Below are 15,470 nucleotides of genomic sequence, written 5' to 3' on the forward strand. Positions count from 1 at the left end.
ATGAATATACAATTAAAAGATAATATATTAGATTCATTCCGACTTGAAAAAAAAGAATCTGTAATCGATGAACATAAGGATGAGCTTTCATTTGGTTTTAAACCTGAATTTCTAGAAGATGAACTTCGTAGTTATTCCATTCTTTTCAGCATACAGTTCAAGCATAAGGAAGGGGCTACTTTTGACGTTGTTTATCGATCGAGATTTTCAACAGATGATGATATAACCTCAAGTTTCAAAAAGTCGCCTTTTATTTTTGTAAACTCACCAGCAATAGCCTATCCTTTCCTAAGAGCTTATATTGCGAATATTATGTTGCTTTCTGGTTATGATCCTATAATGCTTCCAACCGTAAACTTTCAAAAACTATATAATGATAATAAAAAAGAGATAGTAAACACATTAAGCCAATAATGTGCGCAACGACTCATCCCTTTTGATTATTTAACCTTTGAGTATTCGAAGGTTAAATATCATTTGATTTTAGATGTTTTTTTACCTGTAGCAGAGCATCTCCCTTCATCGGTTCTTTTCTAAGCCTTTCTTTTAACCGCGATTTAAATACACTCCCATACTCGTTCATACATAATGCTTTTTTTATTATTGTTTCATTATTTATTTTCACTAAGCATCTGTTTTGAATAACAATTTTTTTAATACCTAAACGCTCTCTTATCTCTTCAATCTTAGTTGCTCTACTATTGAAACGGCTACCGCTCTTGAGTCTAAATTTATTTGTGGCTGCGTTGGCTGTTTCTGCATGATCAAGTATCCTACTGATAGAACCGCTATCAGATTTATCACGCCAACTATTGAAGCCACTTTTATTATAAGTTTTGATTGATTTTTTATTGTGTTGCGTTTTAACTCTGTTGAGTATTTGTGCAGCTTTTTGTGATGTTCTTCTAACTTTTGTGCTTGTTGGTCTATTATATTTTTCGCTGAGTTTAAAGCTGTGGTTGTTGCTTCTAATGAGTTGTTCACTCTGGTAAGTGTCTGTTGTGTCTGATTTAATGCTGTGCTGACTGATTCGGATAATATCATCATCGATTCCGTTAACGGCTCTACTGTCATTGAAATCTGATTCAATAAGTGATCGTCTAATACTATTTTCGTCATCTGTTTTTCTTGCTGAGAATCTTCTAACGAGTTCATCATCTCTATTTTTGTCATATTTCACCTTATTTTTTATAGTGTTCCAACTAAATTTTTTGCCTAACTGAGAGCCTTTAAAATAAATATTTTTTCCATTATTTTTGATACCAAATGACACCCCAGAGACGGTGCCAGTAGAAGCAATGTTGAAGGCTGGCTCGATGCCTACAGCCTGCAGACGTTCTACGAACGTGGACAAATCAGGCTTACCGACTAAAGCCGCTTGTAGTGCGTTCTGTAGCACGATTCGAGCTGGTTTTTCACCTATACGGAGAGCTTGCTCAATCTCGTTCTTGGTTGGTGCTGATACGTCTGATTTTTGACCTTTAAGCCCCTGTGTAATGGTTAAGCCGTGCTTTACTTCTAAACGTTCACAAGCTGCTATTGTATTAAATGCTGAGTGCTGACCGTGCCATACAGAACCATCAAGGCCGACACGATTCGCTACTATATGGATATGGTCTTTATCAGTATCTTTATGACGCACACAAATATATTGATGTTTTTCTATATCGATATTCATTTCTTTCAAATAGTCTTTTGCTATTTCTTCCCATTCCTGATCTGTTAAATATTCATTCTTGGGAAGAGATATAAATGCATGAAACACTGGTTTTTTTATATCGTGTCTAAAGCTGCTTACAGCTTTGAACTCATCAGTTAAATCACTAACATTATTTTTATCTGCTGACATATTGCTACTAATAAAACTGTGATCGTCTTTTAATATATACTCAACTCTATTTTTAAATGATCTCCCTGTTTTAGCCACATTCCCTTTCATATATACCCCAGATCTTTATTAATTTCTGTCAATCTTCTGCCAACCTGCTTTATATTAAACATTATCTTATCAACATCATTTTTATTAAAATGTTCATTACCATTTAACTTTTTAACGGCCTGATTTATGTTATTACCAAGAGCTGACATCTGTAAGTATGTTTTTTGATTAACTTCTGGCATCTTTCTCTTAATGATTGGTTCAGCGTTTAAAATCTCTTTTCGGATGTAATGGCCCCTTTCAAGGCCGGATGCTTCAACAAGCTCTTTTAAATAGCCAAACTCTGCTTTGTTTACTCTAAACTGTATAGATATATCTCTGCGTTCTTCGTGATTTAATTCTATACGTCCTCTCTTTCTATCTGTCTTCATATTTCTTTCTCACTTCATTAAAAGCTGTATACTGAACATAATCACTTATAGCTTTTATATAATCATCATCATTAGTATCTATCAATGCTTGTATAAGCTCGTCAGCTTTATTTTCGTTAATGTATCTATTGGCAACAAAATAACATAAGCTTTGTTCCTCATAGCTAGAGTAATCAAAAGGTATATCTTTAGCTTGTTCAATATAATAGAAAAAACGCGCTAATATATTAAGTTTTATTTCATATTCCATAATCATTATTGATGCCTCTTTTTGTATTTTATAAGCTCTTTTTTATCTATTATTTTTCTTACATCTGATATTGCTTGCTTTGCTTCGCTTGATGTGTTTGTTTTACCCATACAACTACGGATCATAAACGCACCTAAAAGAATACAAAGAAGCATCATTGCTATTGCTATAATCATATATTAATCTCCTCAACTAAAATGAATATAAAACTTATCTTCTTCTTTTGATTTTAAAACAACATTGTTATAAAAATCTTTAATGTCATTGATACGTTCAGGATCTGGATAGTTTTTTATTTCTTCGCTATTTATTATTTTATTTAATGCGCTTTCTGCTCCTTTTTTACTTATTGTTTTACCGTCATTGCTACCTGAAAAATGATTATTATACTCTTCACAATGAAAACTTTTATAAAAAACAGCGTCAGCATAACCAAAAAAGAAAGCTACTTTTTTATCTTTTTTTCTTTCAATACTAAAATCGTGCGACATATGTATAACTCCTAATATTATTTATAATATCCAAAGTAAATCTTTGGGGTTTGATTTACCGCCTCCCATTTGATAAGGGGAACAGGCGGAAGGGTAGATCTTTTTCAACCCTACGAGCAAAGCGAGATAGGGCAATCCGAAGGATTGGGTAAATAGCGGATACGCTATTACACCTTGCCTCAGTTTCCGAAAGCTAAAAATAAAAGCTGAACTCAACTTATATTTAAATAAATAACCGTTCTAAAAAACTAGTCAATAGCGGCTACATAAATAAATACACTGCACGATAAATAAAATGCAAATAAAAATAGGGTAAATAATATATTGTCTTTATGACAACTTTGGGGGGGGAATCGTCAAGGGCTAAATCGTGGGGTCCCGCTTGCGGGTTCCGATTTAGTGCTTGATGATATAGAGGAGGAAATAAAATTTATATGGGTGATGGTTCGACACTTCGAGCCATCACCTTGGAAGACGTATTTTACATTCTCCTTCTGAAAGAAATCCTGTCAGAAAAAGCCAACTTGCTAATAATAAACCCAACAATCGCAATGACAAATAAACTAATATTACCAGCCATTATTCCTGAACTCATACCGATCAAAACTGATAATATTAAGGTGCTGAATACTATTAAAAATACACACCAGCCCGGCGGAGCACCGTATAATACCGTTGCTTGACATCCAGTGCATACGTGAACCCCTTTCTGACTTTCTTTTAGACAGTATGGGCATTGAATGGTATTATTTTCCATTTCCTACTCCTCTAATCTTTCTTAAAAACCGCACCTTGGTAAACAACTCCATCTTTGACTTTTTCGATTTTAAAAGTCCAAGATCCGAGATTTTTGTTTTGCGTTTTGGCGATATAGATGGGTTTCTTGCTTTCATCCCAGCTTTTAACTGTAAAAACACCATCGCGAAACTTGATCACATCTTTCTGAATATCAAGCCTGACGCCGAACTGTTGATTAACATAGTTGCCATAGATGCCATCATCGCCACACCCTGCTAGCAGGACCGCAAGACCTGCCACTAACATAAATTTCCGCATACCTTTTCCTTCACCAATAGCACAGATCTACGATTGACCTGTAAACGCCTTAGGATTCAATTATTTTCATGTCTAGTCATATCGTTTGTACCGATCGAAAAAATAAGCAATGATAGATAAAAACTATCAAAAACAAATAACCGATCGTTAAAATCAATTAATAACGATCAATTTAGTGCCTTTTGATTGTTAAAATCTATCAATATTAACATATCGATCTTTTACACCGATCTATTTCTGTTAAGGATTTGGATCTTGAACGGACAACAGCGGGAAAAGTTCTATGGTGGGATATCTGGAACGAGACTTTTTTTATATTTTTTAGATATATTTTCCTTTTTACTTTATTAGCCCTCGTTTTATAGTTTTTTTGATCTAGCTCTGCTTTATATTTTATTAGTGCCATATAAAACAAGGCACCTTTACTATAAATAAACTTAGCTTTACTGAGAGCTATATACTGCCTTGTGTTCGCCCCCGAAAATGGGACTTCACCCAAGGCTTCGCCTCCTGAAATTTTCAACTTATTTTGTTGAAAATCTATCAAGATTGGCGAAAACCAAGATGAAAAATATGACTTCACCCAAGTTGATCTGGCTTAAAGCTCTACATCGTTTCCAATGTAGGACACCCTACGACACCCCCAGATTCGTTCATGCAGATTAATGTATTGTTATCCCCTATTTATGATTTCAACAAAGGTAGGGCTTTCTCATAGCTATTCCATATACAACTTCACTTATCTGTTTAGAACTTCGCTTCGGGTTGGTATTACGTCGCTTCCCCTTCTATACCTACAATCAACAAAACATACGGACATCTCTCATTAGCGACTCGCGCTCAATTGCTCCACATATGCAGACCTGATACAAAGGTTTATAATTTGATTGCTTTTGAGGACATTAAAGATTCTGGAAATGGTATTCAAAAGACTTGTAAAAAGCTCAGATTTAGATTTGACAAATATGAAAAGATTATTTAATACTTTATTATATTTGTAATCACGTTAATCCTCTAACTGATTACAAGACTTAAAAAAGTCAGCGAAAACTTTTTTAGTCCTTAAAAAGTCAGATTTAACATCTGGCTTTTTTTGTATCTTTACTTTTTATAGATCTTATATTTTAATAGTCAATAGGAAGATAGGAGATATTTCACAAAATCATTTTGGTTAACGATAGCAGACTTAATAAAGGTCAGATATATATCTGACCTTTTGCTTAAGTTATCAATATTATTCATATAAAATCTCTAAACGCTATACAATCCATTTTAATATGTTTTATTTTCACATATAACAAATCATAATGGCCTCTGTATGCATACACATTATATTTATTCTAACCTCTTCAAAATCTATGTATCTATGCTGACTTTGATCAATACTCCTCTTCGTTTTTTTCAATAATATCATCGTAAACGGTTTCCATATAATATTTATCAGTAAATAGATCGAATACTTCATTAGCAGGCTTCGCAAGCACTTTCTTGGTAAAGCGAGAGTATTCTAACAATGCTGTAAGTTCTGCTGAGTTCTGACTATTACATTTATTTTCTTTTTTCATTTTTGGTTCCTTATTTAATCGTTAAGTAAATATCCCCCTACACTTTCATGTATTATTTAAAAGGGATTGTTGTATTTTATAAATATATGTTTATATTGCTTTCACATACTACCCATATATTATTATGCAGCTGTATTACGTGATGAATAGATCAGTTGTTCAATCCATTCATCAATCTCACTTTCAACAAAGGCACTGGCTCTTATTCCAATCTTAATCGGCTTAGGGAAATCCCCCTTACTAATAAGTCTATAGATCCATGCTTTGCTAAATCCTGTTTTATTGATCACTTCCGGCATGCGAATAAGTTTTTTTGTTGTCATATATTTCTCCGTTGTTGTTTTGATGAATGTAGTATCTTCAGATCGCTTATGACGTTCAACCCTCGCAAAATCAGAATTGAACTCGAATTGAGTGTTTTTCATACAAAACCAGATGAAATGGCGGGAGAGCTGTCACTGGGCGGGGTGTAGAGCGATTTAGCAATAAGTGCTATTTATTTTCCTGTTTCAAGGTATTTTATAATTTTCATATTAATCAATTATTTAATAAACATCAGTTTAAATTCTGACTTAATTCTTATCTGCATTAGCCAAGAAAAAGGGCTATGGCCGTTAAGACATAACCCTTCTTTCATCAGCAGTTATCCTTACCCACACCGATTAAACGTTCCCTGTAAGACATCACCGCCTTTCTCAAGGCTTACCATGTAGTCGGCATACCATTGCAGCATCTCGCGTCTGCCATCGAGATATTGCGCATGGTTGTAGGTGCCACGGATAGCATTCTTATCAACATGGGCTAGTTGGGTTTCAATCCATGCGGTGTTGTAGCCCTGTTCATGAAGAACGGTGCTCATGGTATGACGGAAGCCGTGACCCGTAACCCGTCCTGTATAGCCGATTCGCTTAAATACCTGATTGATACTGGCTTCGCTCATGGTCTTACTTGGATCATTGCGGCCCGGAAACAGCAAAGGGAATTGTCCCGTCATTGCTCTGATCTTTTCGATAATGGCTAACGCTTGGGTAGATAGCGGGATGATATGAGGACGACGCATTTTCATGCGTTCAGCAGAAATTTCCCATAGCGCTTTCTCGGAATCGATTTCCGACCATAAGGCACCACGCAATTCACCCGTTCTTAGGCCAGTAAGGATCAATAATCTTGCTGCCAACACCATCAATTCACTACCAGAGTAGCCAGCAAGGGCTTTAAAAAAGGCAGGAAGCTCTTCGGTGGTCAGGAACGGGTAATGTGTAGATTCATGCCCCTGCATGGCACTGGTGAGATCAGGAGCGGGATTATACTCGGCTCTGCCTGTCACGATGGCATAGCGAAACACTTCACCACATCGTTGGCGCACTTTCTTTGCTTTCTCTGTTGCACCTCTGGCTTCGATTTTTTTAAGCACATTAAGAAGCTCTAATGGCTTAATGTCCGCAACAGGCCGTTGACCAAGAAAAGGAAAAATATCTTTATTGAAAGCTTCGAGAATGTCAGAGGCATACCCAACTGACCATTTTTTCACTTTCATGCTGTGCCATTCGAGCGCAATTTGCTGAAAGGTGTTTTTGACCTGCGCTTCACGCTCAGCTTTATGTTCTTTCTTAAGCTCTAAAGGATCGATACCCCCAGCGATACCTTTTCGAGCTTCATCACGCTTTGCTCTGGCATCAGCCAAAGACACATCGGGATATACCCCCAGCGCCAATAACTTTTCCTTTCCATCGATACGATACTTTAAACGCCAGTAGCGTGACCCGTTAGTTTTAACCAATAAGTAGAGGCCACCACCATCAGCCATCTTGTAGGGTTTATCTTTGGGCTTGGCAGTCTCGACCTGTCTGGCATTGAGCTTCATCTGGGGGTATCTCCTTTAGACCGAACAGCGAATACCCCCATTGATACCCCCAACTCACCGTAGATTTCTGTGAACGTGAGTAGACGAGCAGAGACAACAAGGGCCGTGAAACCGCGTATTATAAGGGTTTAAAGGGTATTTGAGTAGACTTAAGGAGACGTTAAAATAGGTAGGATGGTGCCGATAATAGGAGTCGAACCTACGACCTTCGCATTACGAATGCGCTGCTCTACCAACTGAGCTATATCGGCGTTGAGATCGTCTTGGCGAATGCATGACGATGGACTACGGGGTGACAAACTATTGAAAATGAGGGGGCAAGTCAAGCGTTTGCCTCTCGTCTGCTGGTTTTATAGTCGCTGTGGCGAAGATAGGGAATCTCTGATAATTTTCAATACTATTAACAGAGTTCCCTATAACTTTACGGATTAAAAACGCGGTTATGGACGAACCAGATCGTCGCCGTAGCCTATCCATTTATATGTCGTCAACGCGTCTAATCCCATCGGGCCGCGCGCATGCAGTTTTTGCGTGCTGACGGCCACTTCCGCGCCCAGACCAAATTGCCCGCCGTCGGTGAAACGGGTGCTGGCGTTGACATAAACCGCCGAGGAATCCACTTCGCGGACGAAACGTTCCGCGTTGCTCAGCGAGCGGGTTAAAATCGCGTCAGAATGCTGGGTGCCGTGCTCGCGGATATGCGCCACCGCATCTTCCAGATCGTTTACCAGCGCGACGTTGAGGTCGTTTGACAGCCATTCATCGTCATAGTTGACCGCTTCCACCGGCACCACCTGCGCCGGTCCATCGGCCAGATACGGCATTGCCGATGGGCTGGCATGCAAGGTGACGCCGGCCGTCGCCATTTTTTTGCTCAGCTCGGGCAGAAAGTCGGCCGCGATGCTTTTATTCACCAGCAAGGTTTCCAGGCTGTTGCAGGCGCTGGGACGTTGGACTTTGGCGCTTTCGATCACCGTCAGCGCTTTGTCGAAATCAATGCTTTCATCCGCATAAATATGGCATACCCCGATACCGCCGGTAATGACCGGGATTGTCGATTGCTCGCGACAGAGCCGATGCAGGCCGGCGCCGCCGCGCGGGATCAGCATGTCGACATAACGATCCAGCTTCAACAACTGGTTCACCAGTTCGCGATCCGGACTTTCAATCGCCTGTACCGCCGCCGCCGGCAAGCCGGTCTGCGCCAGCGCTTTCTGAATCACCTTTACCGTCGCCGCATTGGTGCGATAGGTTTCCTTGCCGCCGCGCAGAATAACCGCATTGCCGGTTTTCAGGCATAGCGCTGCCACATCAATCGTGACGTTGGGGCGTGCTTCGTAAATCACCCCGACGACGCCGAGCGGCACGCGGCGGCGCTCCAGCTTTAATCCGCTGTCCAGCATACGACCGTCGATCACCTGCCCCACCGGATCCGCCAGGCGGCATACCTGACGAACGTCGTCGGCAATGGCCGCCAGTCGTTCCGTCGTCAGCAGCAGCCTGTCGAGCAGCGCTTCGCTCATGCCATTTTGCCGCGCCTGCGCCACATCCTGCTCATTAGCCGCCAGGATCTGCGCGCTTTCCCACTCCAGCAAATCGGCTATCGCGACCAGTGCGCGATCTTTCTCAGCCGTACTGAGCACCGACAGTTGATAAGACGCGGCTTTCGCCGCTTTGCCCATTTGTTCAAGCATCGGGTACTCCTTAATTGATAATCATATCGTCTCGATGGACGGCCACCGAACCGTATTCGTAGCCGAGAATATCGGCAATCTGCTGGGAATGGTGTCCGGCGATCATCCGCAGCGCATCGCTATTATATCGGGTCACGGCATGCGCCAGATCACGACCGGTCAGACTGCGGATACGAATAACCTCGCCGCGGGAAAAATCGCCCGTCACCTCGCGGATCCCTTTCGGCAATAGCGAACTGCCGCGCTCAAGGATCGCCGACAGCGCGCCGTCATCCACCGTGATCTCGCCGGCCGGCGGCGCGCCGAAAATCCAGCGCTTGCGCTTTTCCAATGGCGCTTCCAACGCATGAAAACGCGTCCCGACGGAGACATCCTCGATAACATCGCCAATCACGCCCGGCTTGTTGCCCGCGGCAATCACCACATCGATACCGGCCCGGCAGGCGACATCGGCCGCCTGAAGTTTGGTCGACATACCGCCGGTGCCAAGACCGGATACGCTGTCGCCGGCCACGCTGCGCAACGCATCGTTGATGCCGGTAACCTCACGAATAAGCTCAGCGTCCGGATTTTTACGCGGGTCGGCGGTATATAAGCCGGCCTGATCGGTCAGCAATAAAAGTTTATCCGCATCGGCCAGAATGGCCGCCAGCGCGGAGAGGTTATCGTTGTCGCCGACTTTGATTTCCAACGTCGCTACCGCATCATTTTCATTAATAACCGGAACGATATGGTTATCCAGCAGCGCCCGCATGGTGTCGCGCGCGTTAAGAAAACGCTCGCGATCTTCCAGATCGGCGCGAGTCAGCAACATCTGGCCGATATGAATACCGTAGATGGAAAACAGCTGTTCCCAGAGTTGGATCAACCGGCTTTGCCCCACCGCCGCCAGCAGCTGTTTGGAGGCAATGGTGGCCGGCAATTCCGGGTAGCCCAGATGCTCACGTCCGGCGGCTATCGCCCCGGAGGTGACGATAACAATGCGATGCCCTGCCGCATGCTGCTGCGCGCACTGACGCACCAGTTCAACGATATGGGCCCGATTAAGGCGACGTGAACCGCCGGTCAGCACGCTGGTGCCAAGTTTCACAACCAAAGTTTGGCTACCGCTCATAATATTTCTGCCGTTGAAGTCATCAAAAAAGAATAAATAAGAAAAACGTTGTAACAGGCCGGGCGCATTATACCAACAGGCACAACGCGAAAGCCCGCGAATAAATCGGGGATCAGACGGGAAGCATCACGGTCGTGCGGTTAACGAACAGGCCGGATCCAGAGATTGCAGGAGAGTTTCCAAACGAATATGAAAGGCTTCTTTCGTACTTTTCAGCTTATCCATCACTTCTTTATCTTTGATTTTTTCTTCACGCCAGTTACCGCTTTTATCAAATAAACCAAAGCGATAATGGTAAACAAACGTCTGATCCTGCGCTTCAAGATCCAGCCACCAGCCCCAGAACTCACGTTTTTCGGGGGCGGGTTTAACATTGACACAAACGGCCAGACAATCAAAGAAAAAATGGTCGTCCTCGCACTGCGCTTCACGTATGTATGGGCCCAGAGAAGCAAAGTTTTTCATCAACCTGCTTTTCGTATGTCCACTTGATAACATCATTCGGCAATCTCCTCGGTTTGAACATCCTTTTTAGCAGAGTATGATAATTTATCAATCAACTAAGCTAAATTTTGGCCTAACCAACGCGTGATTTGCTGTAACGCTTGATGAAAATTCTGATAGACCGGGGAAAAATTCACCGGCAGCAGTTTTCCCTGCTGTGATGAATTGACGATCAGCGCCGCCTCTTCTTTCGGACAAACCAAATCGTTATCCCAATATCCGGCCAGCATCGGCGTTGGACAACGTCGCCCCAACAAACCTTGCGTTTTAAGCGAATAGCGGCTTAATTCAATTTTCAGCGCTTCGTCGGTGGAAAACGGCATCCCCAGCCTGCTCGCCAGCACATCCATAAACATCTCCGGTACCTGTTGCTGGCGTTTCGTGTCGCACAACAGATGATGCACTATCGGGCCGAGACAGGCGACGCCGCGCAAGCGCTGCGTCTCCAGATACGCAAGCCGCACGGCGATATTGGCGCCGAAACGAAAGCCAAACGCGCCGACGCGGCAATGGTCCACCCACGGCACATCCGGCAATGCCCGCAGCACCTGCTGATGCAGGAAGCTGGAGTCCTGATGCAGTTTCCAGCGCGAGGAAAACCCCACCGACGGCACATCAATCGTCAGCATGGCCATCCCGGCCGGCGCCAGATAATCGCAGAACAGACGATAATAATCGCTTTGCAGCATTTCCAGACCGCCGCACATCAGTATCGTCGGGAAAGGCGCCTCGCCTTTATGCGGCAGGTGTAGAAATCCGGTCAGCGAACCGCCGCCCTCGATCGGGAACGTCAGTTCCTTTAACTCATAGGGAAGGTATTTCGCGGCCTCTTCATAAGCACGGTTGGCCAGCGTCTGCGCCTGTTCGGCCAGTTCATCGCCTTTAATATGGGGATAAGCCGCGATGCTATACAGATTCGCGGCATTCAGCCAATAACGGCCGTTCTGTTGTGCGTCGCCATCGTCAGTGACCTGCTGTTGCCAGCTCGCGCCCTGCTTGACCCATTCATAAATCCAGTTTCCGCTGCGATAGCCGATAACCGTATCCAGTAATTGCTCAGCGCTTCTTTCCGCTTTGCTGGCGGCGATGCGCGCCAGTACGTCTTCGATATCCCAGGGGTCGACGCCGCGCCAGATCCACATCAACCGATTCAGTATGCGGTACCAGTGACTGTTATTTTCCCCCTCCAGCGTGGAGTGGCTGCGCAACGCATTTCGGTCGCGGCTGGCGCGTTTCACCAGTGTTGAGGTTTCCTGATGTTTGAAGGATGGTTTGAACAGGATTTCAGACAGGTTAGCTTTAGCTTGCGCCACAGTAGTCTCCCTTATATCAGCGACACTAAACTTAGTCCCGAGTGTAACGAACTCATCGTAGTGAAGACAAACGACAGCGCGCACAAATCAGCACAAAGGCACATAATGAGCTCAATTCGCCCATAAATGAGAGAGCGGCATTGGCATGAGGCGGCAATGCCCGGCGTCACCGGGCATGGGAATCAGATAAAACGACGCGCTCGTATCAGCGGTCAGACAACGGCGGAACAAATATCACGCCCATATCCCACGGCTGTTCGATCCAGGTATTCTGAGGAATATCGACGACATAGTCGTCAACCAGCGGTTGACCGGCCGGTTTAGCGAAAATCGTGACGAAGTGAGCTTTGGGATACATTTCGCGAATGGCTTTCGCCGTCCCGCCGGTATCAACCAAATCATCGACGACGAGAAAGCCTTCGCCATCACCCTCTGCGCGCTTGAGCACGTTCATTTCACGCTGGTTATCATGGTCATAGCTGGAGATACAAACCGTATCAACATGCCGAATCCCCAGTTCACGCGCCAACAGCGCGCCGGGAACCAGGCCTCCGCGGCTAACGGCAATGATGCCTTTCCATTGTTCGGCAGGCAGTAGGCGCTGCGCCAGTTTGCGGGCATGAATTTGCAACATATCCCAGGTTACGACGTACTTTTCGCTCATAAAATATATCCCAGCCGAATAGAAATGGCTTACGTTGAGTCTGAGGGGAAAAAGGTTGCGCGGGATTATAGATATCCAACGACACAAAAACCAGCGTTTCTCTGCGTTATAGCCGCGTTTACTCCGCCTGCACGCAGTCTAAACAAAAATTTGGCGATAACTAAGTACAAAAAGAGATTGGACGCCTCCGCCGGAAAAATATATTAAATGAAGGCAAGGCAAATCAACCGGAGAAGACCATGACCGAATTTTATGCTTTGGTGCAGGAACAGCTTACTGTCATCAGTACTGTTTTAGTCATTGGACTGGTTGCGCTATTTTGTGCGGAATTAAAATCCAACTTTCAGCATTTGTGGAAAAAACCTGAATCGCTACGGGGGAAAATCGTGCATCGATGCTATCTTCCCGCCCAGCGCAGCCTCACGCTGATTGATAACTTTTATGGTTACGTTCCGGTGCATACGCTGGAAAGCGAGAAATATATTCTGGACGTCGAGGCCGACGGGCGGCGCTATCAGGTTGAATCGGACGAAGAGACTTACAGGACATTGTTTGTCGGCGACAGTGTGGTGATCTACGCCAATCGCGACGATGTCACCATTGCCCCGTCCGCCGCGCATCCCCTGTAACCTTCATTTTTCAGTACGGGGCGACCTGCGCCCCGCTGTTGCCCAGCCTGGAGGAGCGCCGCCGGGAAAAGCGAACGGGCCATTTTCGTTAAAGCGCGCTCTTGCTTCATCAAGATCATTGCCGTGATGAACAGCATGATCCCACAACGACCTTGTCATGCCCCTTTATCATTCCTGATTCATCGCTATTAAAGATCATTAAAAATTCGCTCACGCCTTGCCGTTAGTGATTTTTTATCTTTATAAACCCAACAAATACATATAAAAACAACGTGTTATATGTGATTAGCACATAACTATAGCACAAATGGTAATTTCCCAATAAATAACCGGTAACTTTATCCTGCGTTCAGGAAATGATGTCTTCTTTTATTTAATTCAATCAGGGATTTCATAATGAATATAACCCGTCGACGTTTACTGATCTCGTCAAGCGCACTGGCCGCAACATTTCCCTTCACCTCTTTCCTCAGCGCGGCGCAAACCAACGCCGCCGCGGGGACGCCGGTCAAAGGCGGCACGTTGGGGGTACACATCGCCGGAGAACAACGCATTCTGAACCCGGCGCTGCGCGCGTCCACCGGGGTATATATCGTTACCAGCAAGATTATCGAGTCCCTGGTGGATCTGGACGCCAACGGCGCGATCGTTCCGCAATTGGCCACCGAGTGGCACAGCACGGAGGACGGTAAAACCATCACCTTCAAACTGCGCGAGAACGTTAAATGGCACGACGGCAAACCCTTTACCGCCAGGGATGTGCAGTACAACGCGCTCGAACTGTGGAAAAAGCAGCTTAACTACAGCACCGCCCTGCAACAGTTTCTCGACGCCGTGGATACGCCCGACGACCATACGGTGATATTCCGCTATTCCCGCCCCATGCCGATCGAACTGTTGCTGCGCGCTCTGGCCGATCTGGGCTATGTGGTGCCGCGCCACCTTTACGAGAATAGCAACGTGCTGGAAAATCCGGCCAATACCGCCCCTGTCGGCACCGGGCCTTTCAAGTTCGTCGAGTACCAGCGCGGGCAATATATTATCGCCACGCGCAACCCCGACTACTGGCGGCCGGACCAGCCTTATATAGAACGGATCGTCTGGCGCATCATTACCGATAAATCCGCCGCGACGGCGGCGCTGGAAACGGGCCAGTTGCAGCTAAGCGCCTATTCCCAACTGTCGCTGGCCGATCTGGACCGACTGAAAAACCATCCGGACTTTGAGGTGACGGCCAAAGGCTCCGAAGCCAATACCTTTAACAACACGCTGGAATTCAATTTCCGCCGCAAGGAAATTGCCGACGTCCGCGTAAGACGGGCGCTGGCCCACGCCATCGATATTCCCTTTTTCATCGAAAACTTTCTCTACGGTCAGGGAAAACCGGCGACCGGTATTATTCCGTCGACCTCCACCGGGTTCTATCCGCCCAACAGCGCCCAGCCCTATCCTTTCGACCGCAAAAAGGCCGAAGCGCTGCTGGATGAGGCCGGCTATCCGCGCGGCGCCAACGGCGAACGGTTTAAGCTGAAACTGGTGCCGATCCTCAACGGCGAGGACGTCGCGCTGTTCGCCACCTTTATTCAGCAGTCGCTGGCGGAAGTGGGGATCAAGGTCGATATCGCCAACTACGACTATGCCGGTTCGCTGTCGGCGGTCTATAAAGAGCACAATTTCGACCTCGCCACCGGCTGGCATCAGTACCGGGGCGACCCGGCGGTATCCACCACCGTGTGGCTGCGCTCCGGCAGCCCGGACGGCGCCCCCTGGACCAATCAGTATGGCTGGCAATCCGATGTTATCGATAAGCTGATCGACGATGCGGCTTCCGAGATCGACCCTGAAAAACGGCGTGCGCTGTACGCCCAACTGGTCGCCGAAGCCAACGAACAGTTCCCGCTGTGGTTCGCCATCGAGCGCCAGTTCCTTTCCGTGGTCAACAAGAAGCTCCACAACGGCCTGAATAACGCCCGCTGGCCGTCGAGTAGTTGGCATGACGCCTGGCTAGAGGCGTAA

18 protein-coding genes and 1 tRNA gene are annotated in these 15,470 nt (G+C 45.4%); 3 read left to right on the forward strand and 16 right to left on the reverse strand.

The features are described 5' to 3' along the window. Complete coding sequence (locus tag ABRZ28_RS18595) at positions 1 to 414, forward strand: protein-export chaperone SecB (RefSeq protein ID WP_167469151.1); 414 nt, start codon at positions 1 to 3, stop codon at positions 412 to 414. 52 nt (positions 415 to 466) lie between these two features. Here the strand turns inward: ABRZ28_RS18595 and ABRZ28_RS18600 are convergent, their stop codons facing one another. The 16 genes from ABRZ28_RS18600 to gpt all read right to left on the reverse strand — a co-directional run bounded on the left by ABRZ28_RS18600 (position 467) and on the right by gpt (position 12,825). Then, positions 467 to 1,939 carry a relaxase/mobilization nuclease domain-containing protein gene (locus ABRZ28_RS18600; protein WP_330521107.1) on the reverse strand — a complete coding sequence of 491 codons (1,473 nt, stop codon included), beginning with the start codon at positions 1,937 to 1,939 and terminating at the stop codon, positions 467 to 469. Next, positions 1,936 to 2,310: a plasmid mobilization protein gene (locus ABRZ28_RS18605; RefSeq protein ID WP_042948916.1), complete on the reverse strand. Its 375-nt coding sequence runs from the start codon at positions 2,308 to 2,310 to the stop codon at positions 1,936 to 1,938. Before ABRZ28_RS18605 ends, ABRZ28_RS18600 begins: the two co-directional genes overlap by 4 nt. Then, a complete protein-coding gene (locus ABRZ28_RS18610; RefSeq protein ID WP_100122017.1) occupies positions 2,297 to 2,566 on the reverse strand; it encodes a hypothetical protein in 270 nt (89 codons plus the stop codon). The genes ABRZ28_RS18605 and ABRZ28_RS18610 overlap by 14 nt, the downstream gene beginning before the upstream one ends. Then, positions 2,566 to 2,736, reverse strand: a complete 171-nt coding sequence (locus ABRZ28_RS18615; RefSeq protein ID WP_167469169.1) for a hypothetical protein — start codon at positions 2,734 to 2,736, stop codon at positions 2,566 to 2,568. The genes ABRZ28_RS18610 and ABRZ28_RS18615 overlap by 1 nt, the downstream gene beginning before the upstream one ends. 12 nt (positions 2,737 to 2,748) lie before the next feature. Continuing rightward, entirely contained in the window at positions 2,749 to 3,051 is a 303-nt protein-coding gene (locus ABRZ28_RS18620; RefSeq protein ID WP_330521109.1) for a hypothetical protein, read from the reverse strand. A gap of 481 nt (positions 3,052 to 3,532) precedes the next feature. Then, positions 3,533 to 3,808 carry a hypothetical protein gene (locus ABRZ28_RS18625; protein WP_071883304.1) on the reverse strand — a complete coding sequence of 92 codons (276 nt, stop codon included), beginning with the start codon at positions 3,806 to 3,808 and terminating at the stop codon, positions 3,533 to 3,535. Between the two features lie 11 nt (positions 3,809 to 3,819). Next, positions 3,820 to 4,095 carry a hypothetical protein gene (locus tag ABRZ28_RS18630; protein ID WP_233591131.1) on the reverse strand — a complete coding sequence of 92 codons (276 nt, stop codon included), beginning with the start codon at positions 4,093 to 4,095 and terminating at the stop codon, positions 3,820 to 3,822. A 1,391-nt stretch (positions 4,096 to 5,486) separates the two neighbouring features. Next, on the reverse strand, positions 5,487 to 5,672 hold the full coding sequence (locus tag ABRZ28_RS18635; RefSeq protein WP_330521111.1) for a hypothetical protein: 186 nt from the start codon (positions 5,670 to 5,672) through the stop codon (positions 5,487 to 5,489). Positions 5,673 to 5,794: 122 nt separating this feature from the next. After that, complete coding sequence (locus ABRZ28_RS18640) at positions 5,795 to 5,995, reverse strand: helix-turn-helix transcriptional regulator (protein WP_020231157.1); 201 nt, start codon at positions 5,993 to 5,995, stop codon at positions 5,795 to 5,797. A gap of 326 nt (positions 5,996 to 6,321) precedes the next feature. Next, positions 6,322 to 7,536 carry a tyrosine-type recombinase/integrase gene (locus ABRZ28_RS18645; protein WP_330521112.1) on the reverse strand — a complete coding sequence of 405 codons (1,215 nt, stop codon included), beginning with the start codon at positions 7,534 to 7,536 and terminating at the stop codon, positions 6,322 to 6,324. Positions 7,537 to 7,711: 175 nt separating this feature from the next. Beyond that, positions 7,712 to 7,787, reverse strand: a tRNA-Thr gene (locus tag ABRZ28_RS18650). Between the two features lie 189 nt (positions 7,788 to 7,976). Then, positions 7,977 to 9,230 (reverse strand): glutamate-5-semialdehyde dehydrogenase, encoded by a 1,254-nt coding sequence (gene proA / locus ABRZ28_RS18655; protein ID WP_330521113.1) that lies wholly within the window; start codon positions 9,228 to 9,230, stop codon positions 7,977 to 7,979. A 10-nt stretch (positions 9,231 to 9,240) separates the two neighbouring features. Next, positions 9,241 to 10,344: a glutamate 5-kinase gene (proB, locus tag ABRZ28_RS18660; protein ID WP_319605520.1), complete on the reverse strand. Its 1,104-nt coding sequence runs from the start codon at positions 10,342 to 10,344 to the stop codon at positions 9,241 to 9,243. A 126-nt stretch (positions 10,345 to 10,470) separates the two neighbouring features. After that, complete coding sequence (gene crl, locus ABRZ28_RS18665) at positions 10,471 to 10,845, reverse strand: sigma factor-binding protein Crl (RefSeq protein ID WP_319605519.1); 375 nt, start codon at positions 10,843 to 10,845, stop codon at positions 10,471 to 10,473. Between the two features lie 59 nt (positions 10,846 to 10,904). Next, on the reverse strand, positions 10,905 to 12,161 hold the full coding sequence (frsA, locus tag ABRZ28_RS18670; protein ID WP_330521114.1) for an esterase FrsA: 1,257 nt from the start codon (positions 12,159 to 12,161) through the stop codon (positions 10,905 to 10,907). A gap of 205 nt (positions 12,162 to 12,366) precedes the next feature. Then, a complete protein-coding gene (gene gpt, locus ABRZ28_RS18675; protein ID WP_319605517.1) occupies positions 12,367 to 12,825 on the reverse strand; it encodes a xanthine phosphoribosyltransferase in 459 nt (152 codons plus the stop codon). A 239-nt stretch (positions 12,826 to 13,064) separates the two neighbouring features. Between gpt and ABRZ28_RS18680 the strand changes: the two genes are divergently transcribed. Next, the gene (locus tag ABRZ28_RS18680; RefSeq protein ID WP_330521115.1) at positions 13,065 to 13,454 is read left to right on the forward strand and encodes a hypothetical protein; all 390 of its coding nucleotides are present in this window, start codon (positions 13,065 to 13,067) and stop codon (positions 13,452 to 13,454) included. A 396-nt stretch (positions 13,455 to 13,850) separates the two neighbouring features. After that, positions 13,851 to 15,470 carry an ABC transporter substrate-binding protein gene (locus ABRZ28_RS18685; protein WP_330521116.1) on the forward strand — a complete coding sequence of 540 codons (1,620 nt, stop codon included), beginning with the start codon at positions 13,851 to 13,853 and terminating at the stop codon, positions 15,468 to 15,470.

Source organism: Brenneria sp. g21c3, from assembly GCF_040240345.1.
Taxonomy (GTDB): Bacteria; Pseudomonadota; Gammaproteobacteria; order Enterobacterales; family Enterobacteriaceae; genus Brenneria.

What these genes read in the sequence shown, in the direction of transcription:
- ABRZ28_RS18685 (WP_330521116.1), top strand. Translation starts at nt 13,851, where the DNA reads ATGAATATAACCCGTCGACGTTTACTGATCTCGTCAAGCGCACTGGCC.
- crl (WP_319605519.1), bottom strand. Translation starts at nt 10,845, where the DNA reads ATGATGTTATCAAGTGGACATACGAAAAGCAGGTTGATGAAAAACTTT.
- ABRZ28_RS18620 (WP_330521109.1), bottom strand. Translation starts at nt 3,051, where the DNA reads ATGTCGCACGATTTTAGTATTGAAAGAAAAAAAGATAAAAAAGTAGCT.
- ABRZ28_RS18640 (WP_020231157.1), bottom strand. Translation starts at nt 5,995, where the DNA reads ATGACAACAAAAAAACTTATTCGCATGCCGGAAGTGATCAATAAAACA.
- ABRZ28_RS18615 (WP_167469169.1), bottom strand. Translation starts at nt 2,736, where the DNA reads ATGATTATAGCAATAGCAATGATGCTTCTTTGTATTCTTTTAGGTGCG.
- ABRZ28_RS18630 (WP_233591131.1), bottom strand. Translation starts at nt 4,095, where the DNA reads ATGTTAGTGGCAGGTCTTGCGGTCCTGCTAGCAGGGTGTGGCGATGAT.
- proB (WP_319605520.1), bottom strand. Translation starts at nt 10,344, where the DNA reads ATGAGCGGTAGCCAAACTTTGGTTGTGAAACTTGGCACCAGCGTGCTG.
- ABRZ28_RS18625 (WP_071883304.1), bottom strand. Translation starts at nt 3,808, where the DNA reads ATGGAAAATAATACCATTCAATGCCCATACTGTCTAAAAGAAAGTCAG.
- ABRZ28_RS18635 (WP_330521111.1), bottom strand. Translation starts at nt 5,672, where the DNA reads ATGAAAAAAGAAAATAAATGTAATAGTCAGAACTCAGCAGAACTTACA.
- ABRZ28_RS18595 (WP_167469151.1), top strand. Translation starts at nt 1, where the DNA reads ATGAATATACAATTAAAAGATAATATATTAGATTCATTCCGACTTGAA.
- ABRZ28_RS18600 (WP_330521107.1), bottom strand. Translation starts at nt 1,939, where the DNA reads ATGAAAGGGAATGTGGCTAAAACAGGGAGATCATTTAAAAATAGAGTT.
- ABRZ28_RS18610 (WP_100122017.1), bottom strand. Translation starts at nt 2,566, where the DNA reads ATGATTATGGAATATGAAATAAAACTTAATATATTAGCGCGTTTTTTC.
- ABRZ28_RS18605 (WP_042948916.1), bottom strand. Translation starts at nt 2,310, where the DNA reads ATGAAGACAGATAGAAAGAGAGGACGTATAGAATTAAATCACGAAGAA.
- ABRZ28_RS18680 (WP_330521115.1), top strand. Translation starts at nt 13,065, where the DNA reads ATGACCGAATTTTATGCTTTGGTGCAGGAACAGCTTACTGTCATCAGT.
- proA (WP_330521113.1), bottom strand. Translation starts at nt 9,230, where the DNA reads ATGCTTGAACAAATGGGCAAAGCGGCGAAAGCCGCGTCTTATCAACTG.
- ABRZ28_RS18645 (WP_330521112.1), bottom strand. Translation starts at nt 7,536, where the DNA reads ATGAAGCTCAATGCCAGACAGGTCGAGACTGCCAAGCCCAAAGATAAA.
- gpt (WP_319605517.1), bottom strand. Translation starts at nt 12,825, where the DNA reads ATGAGCGAAAAGTACGTCGTAACCTGGGATATGTTGCAAATTCATGCC.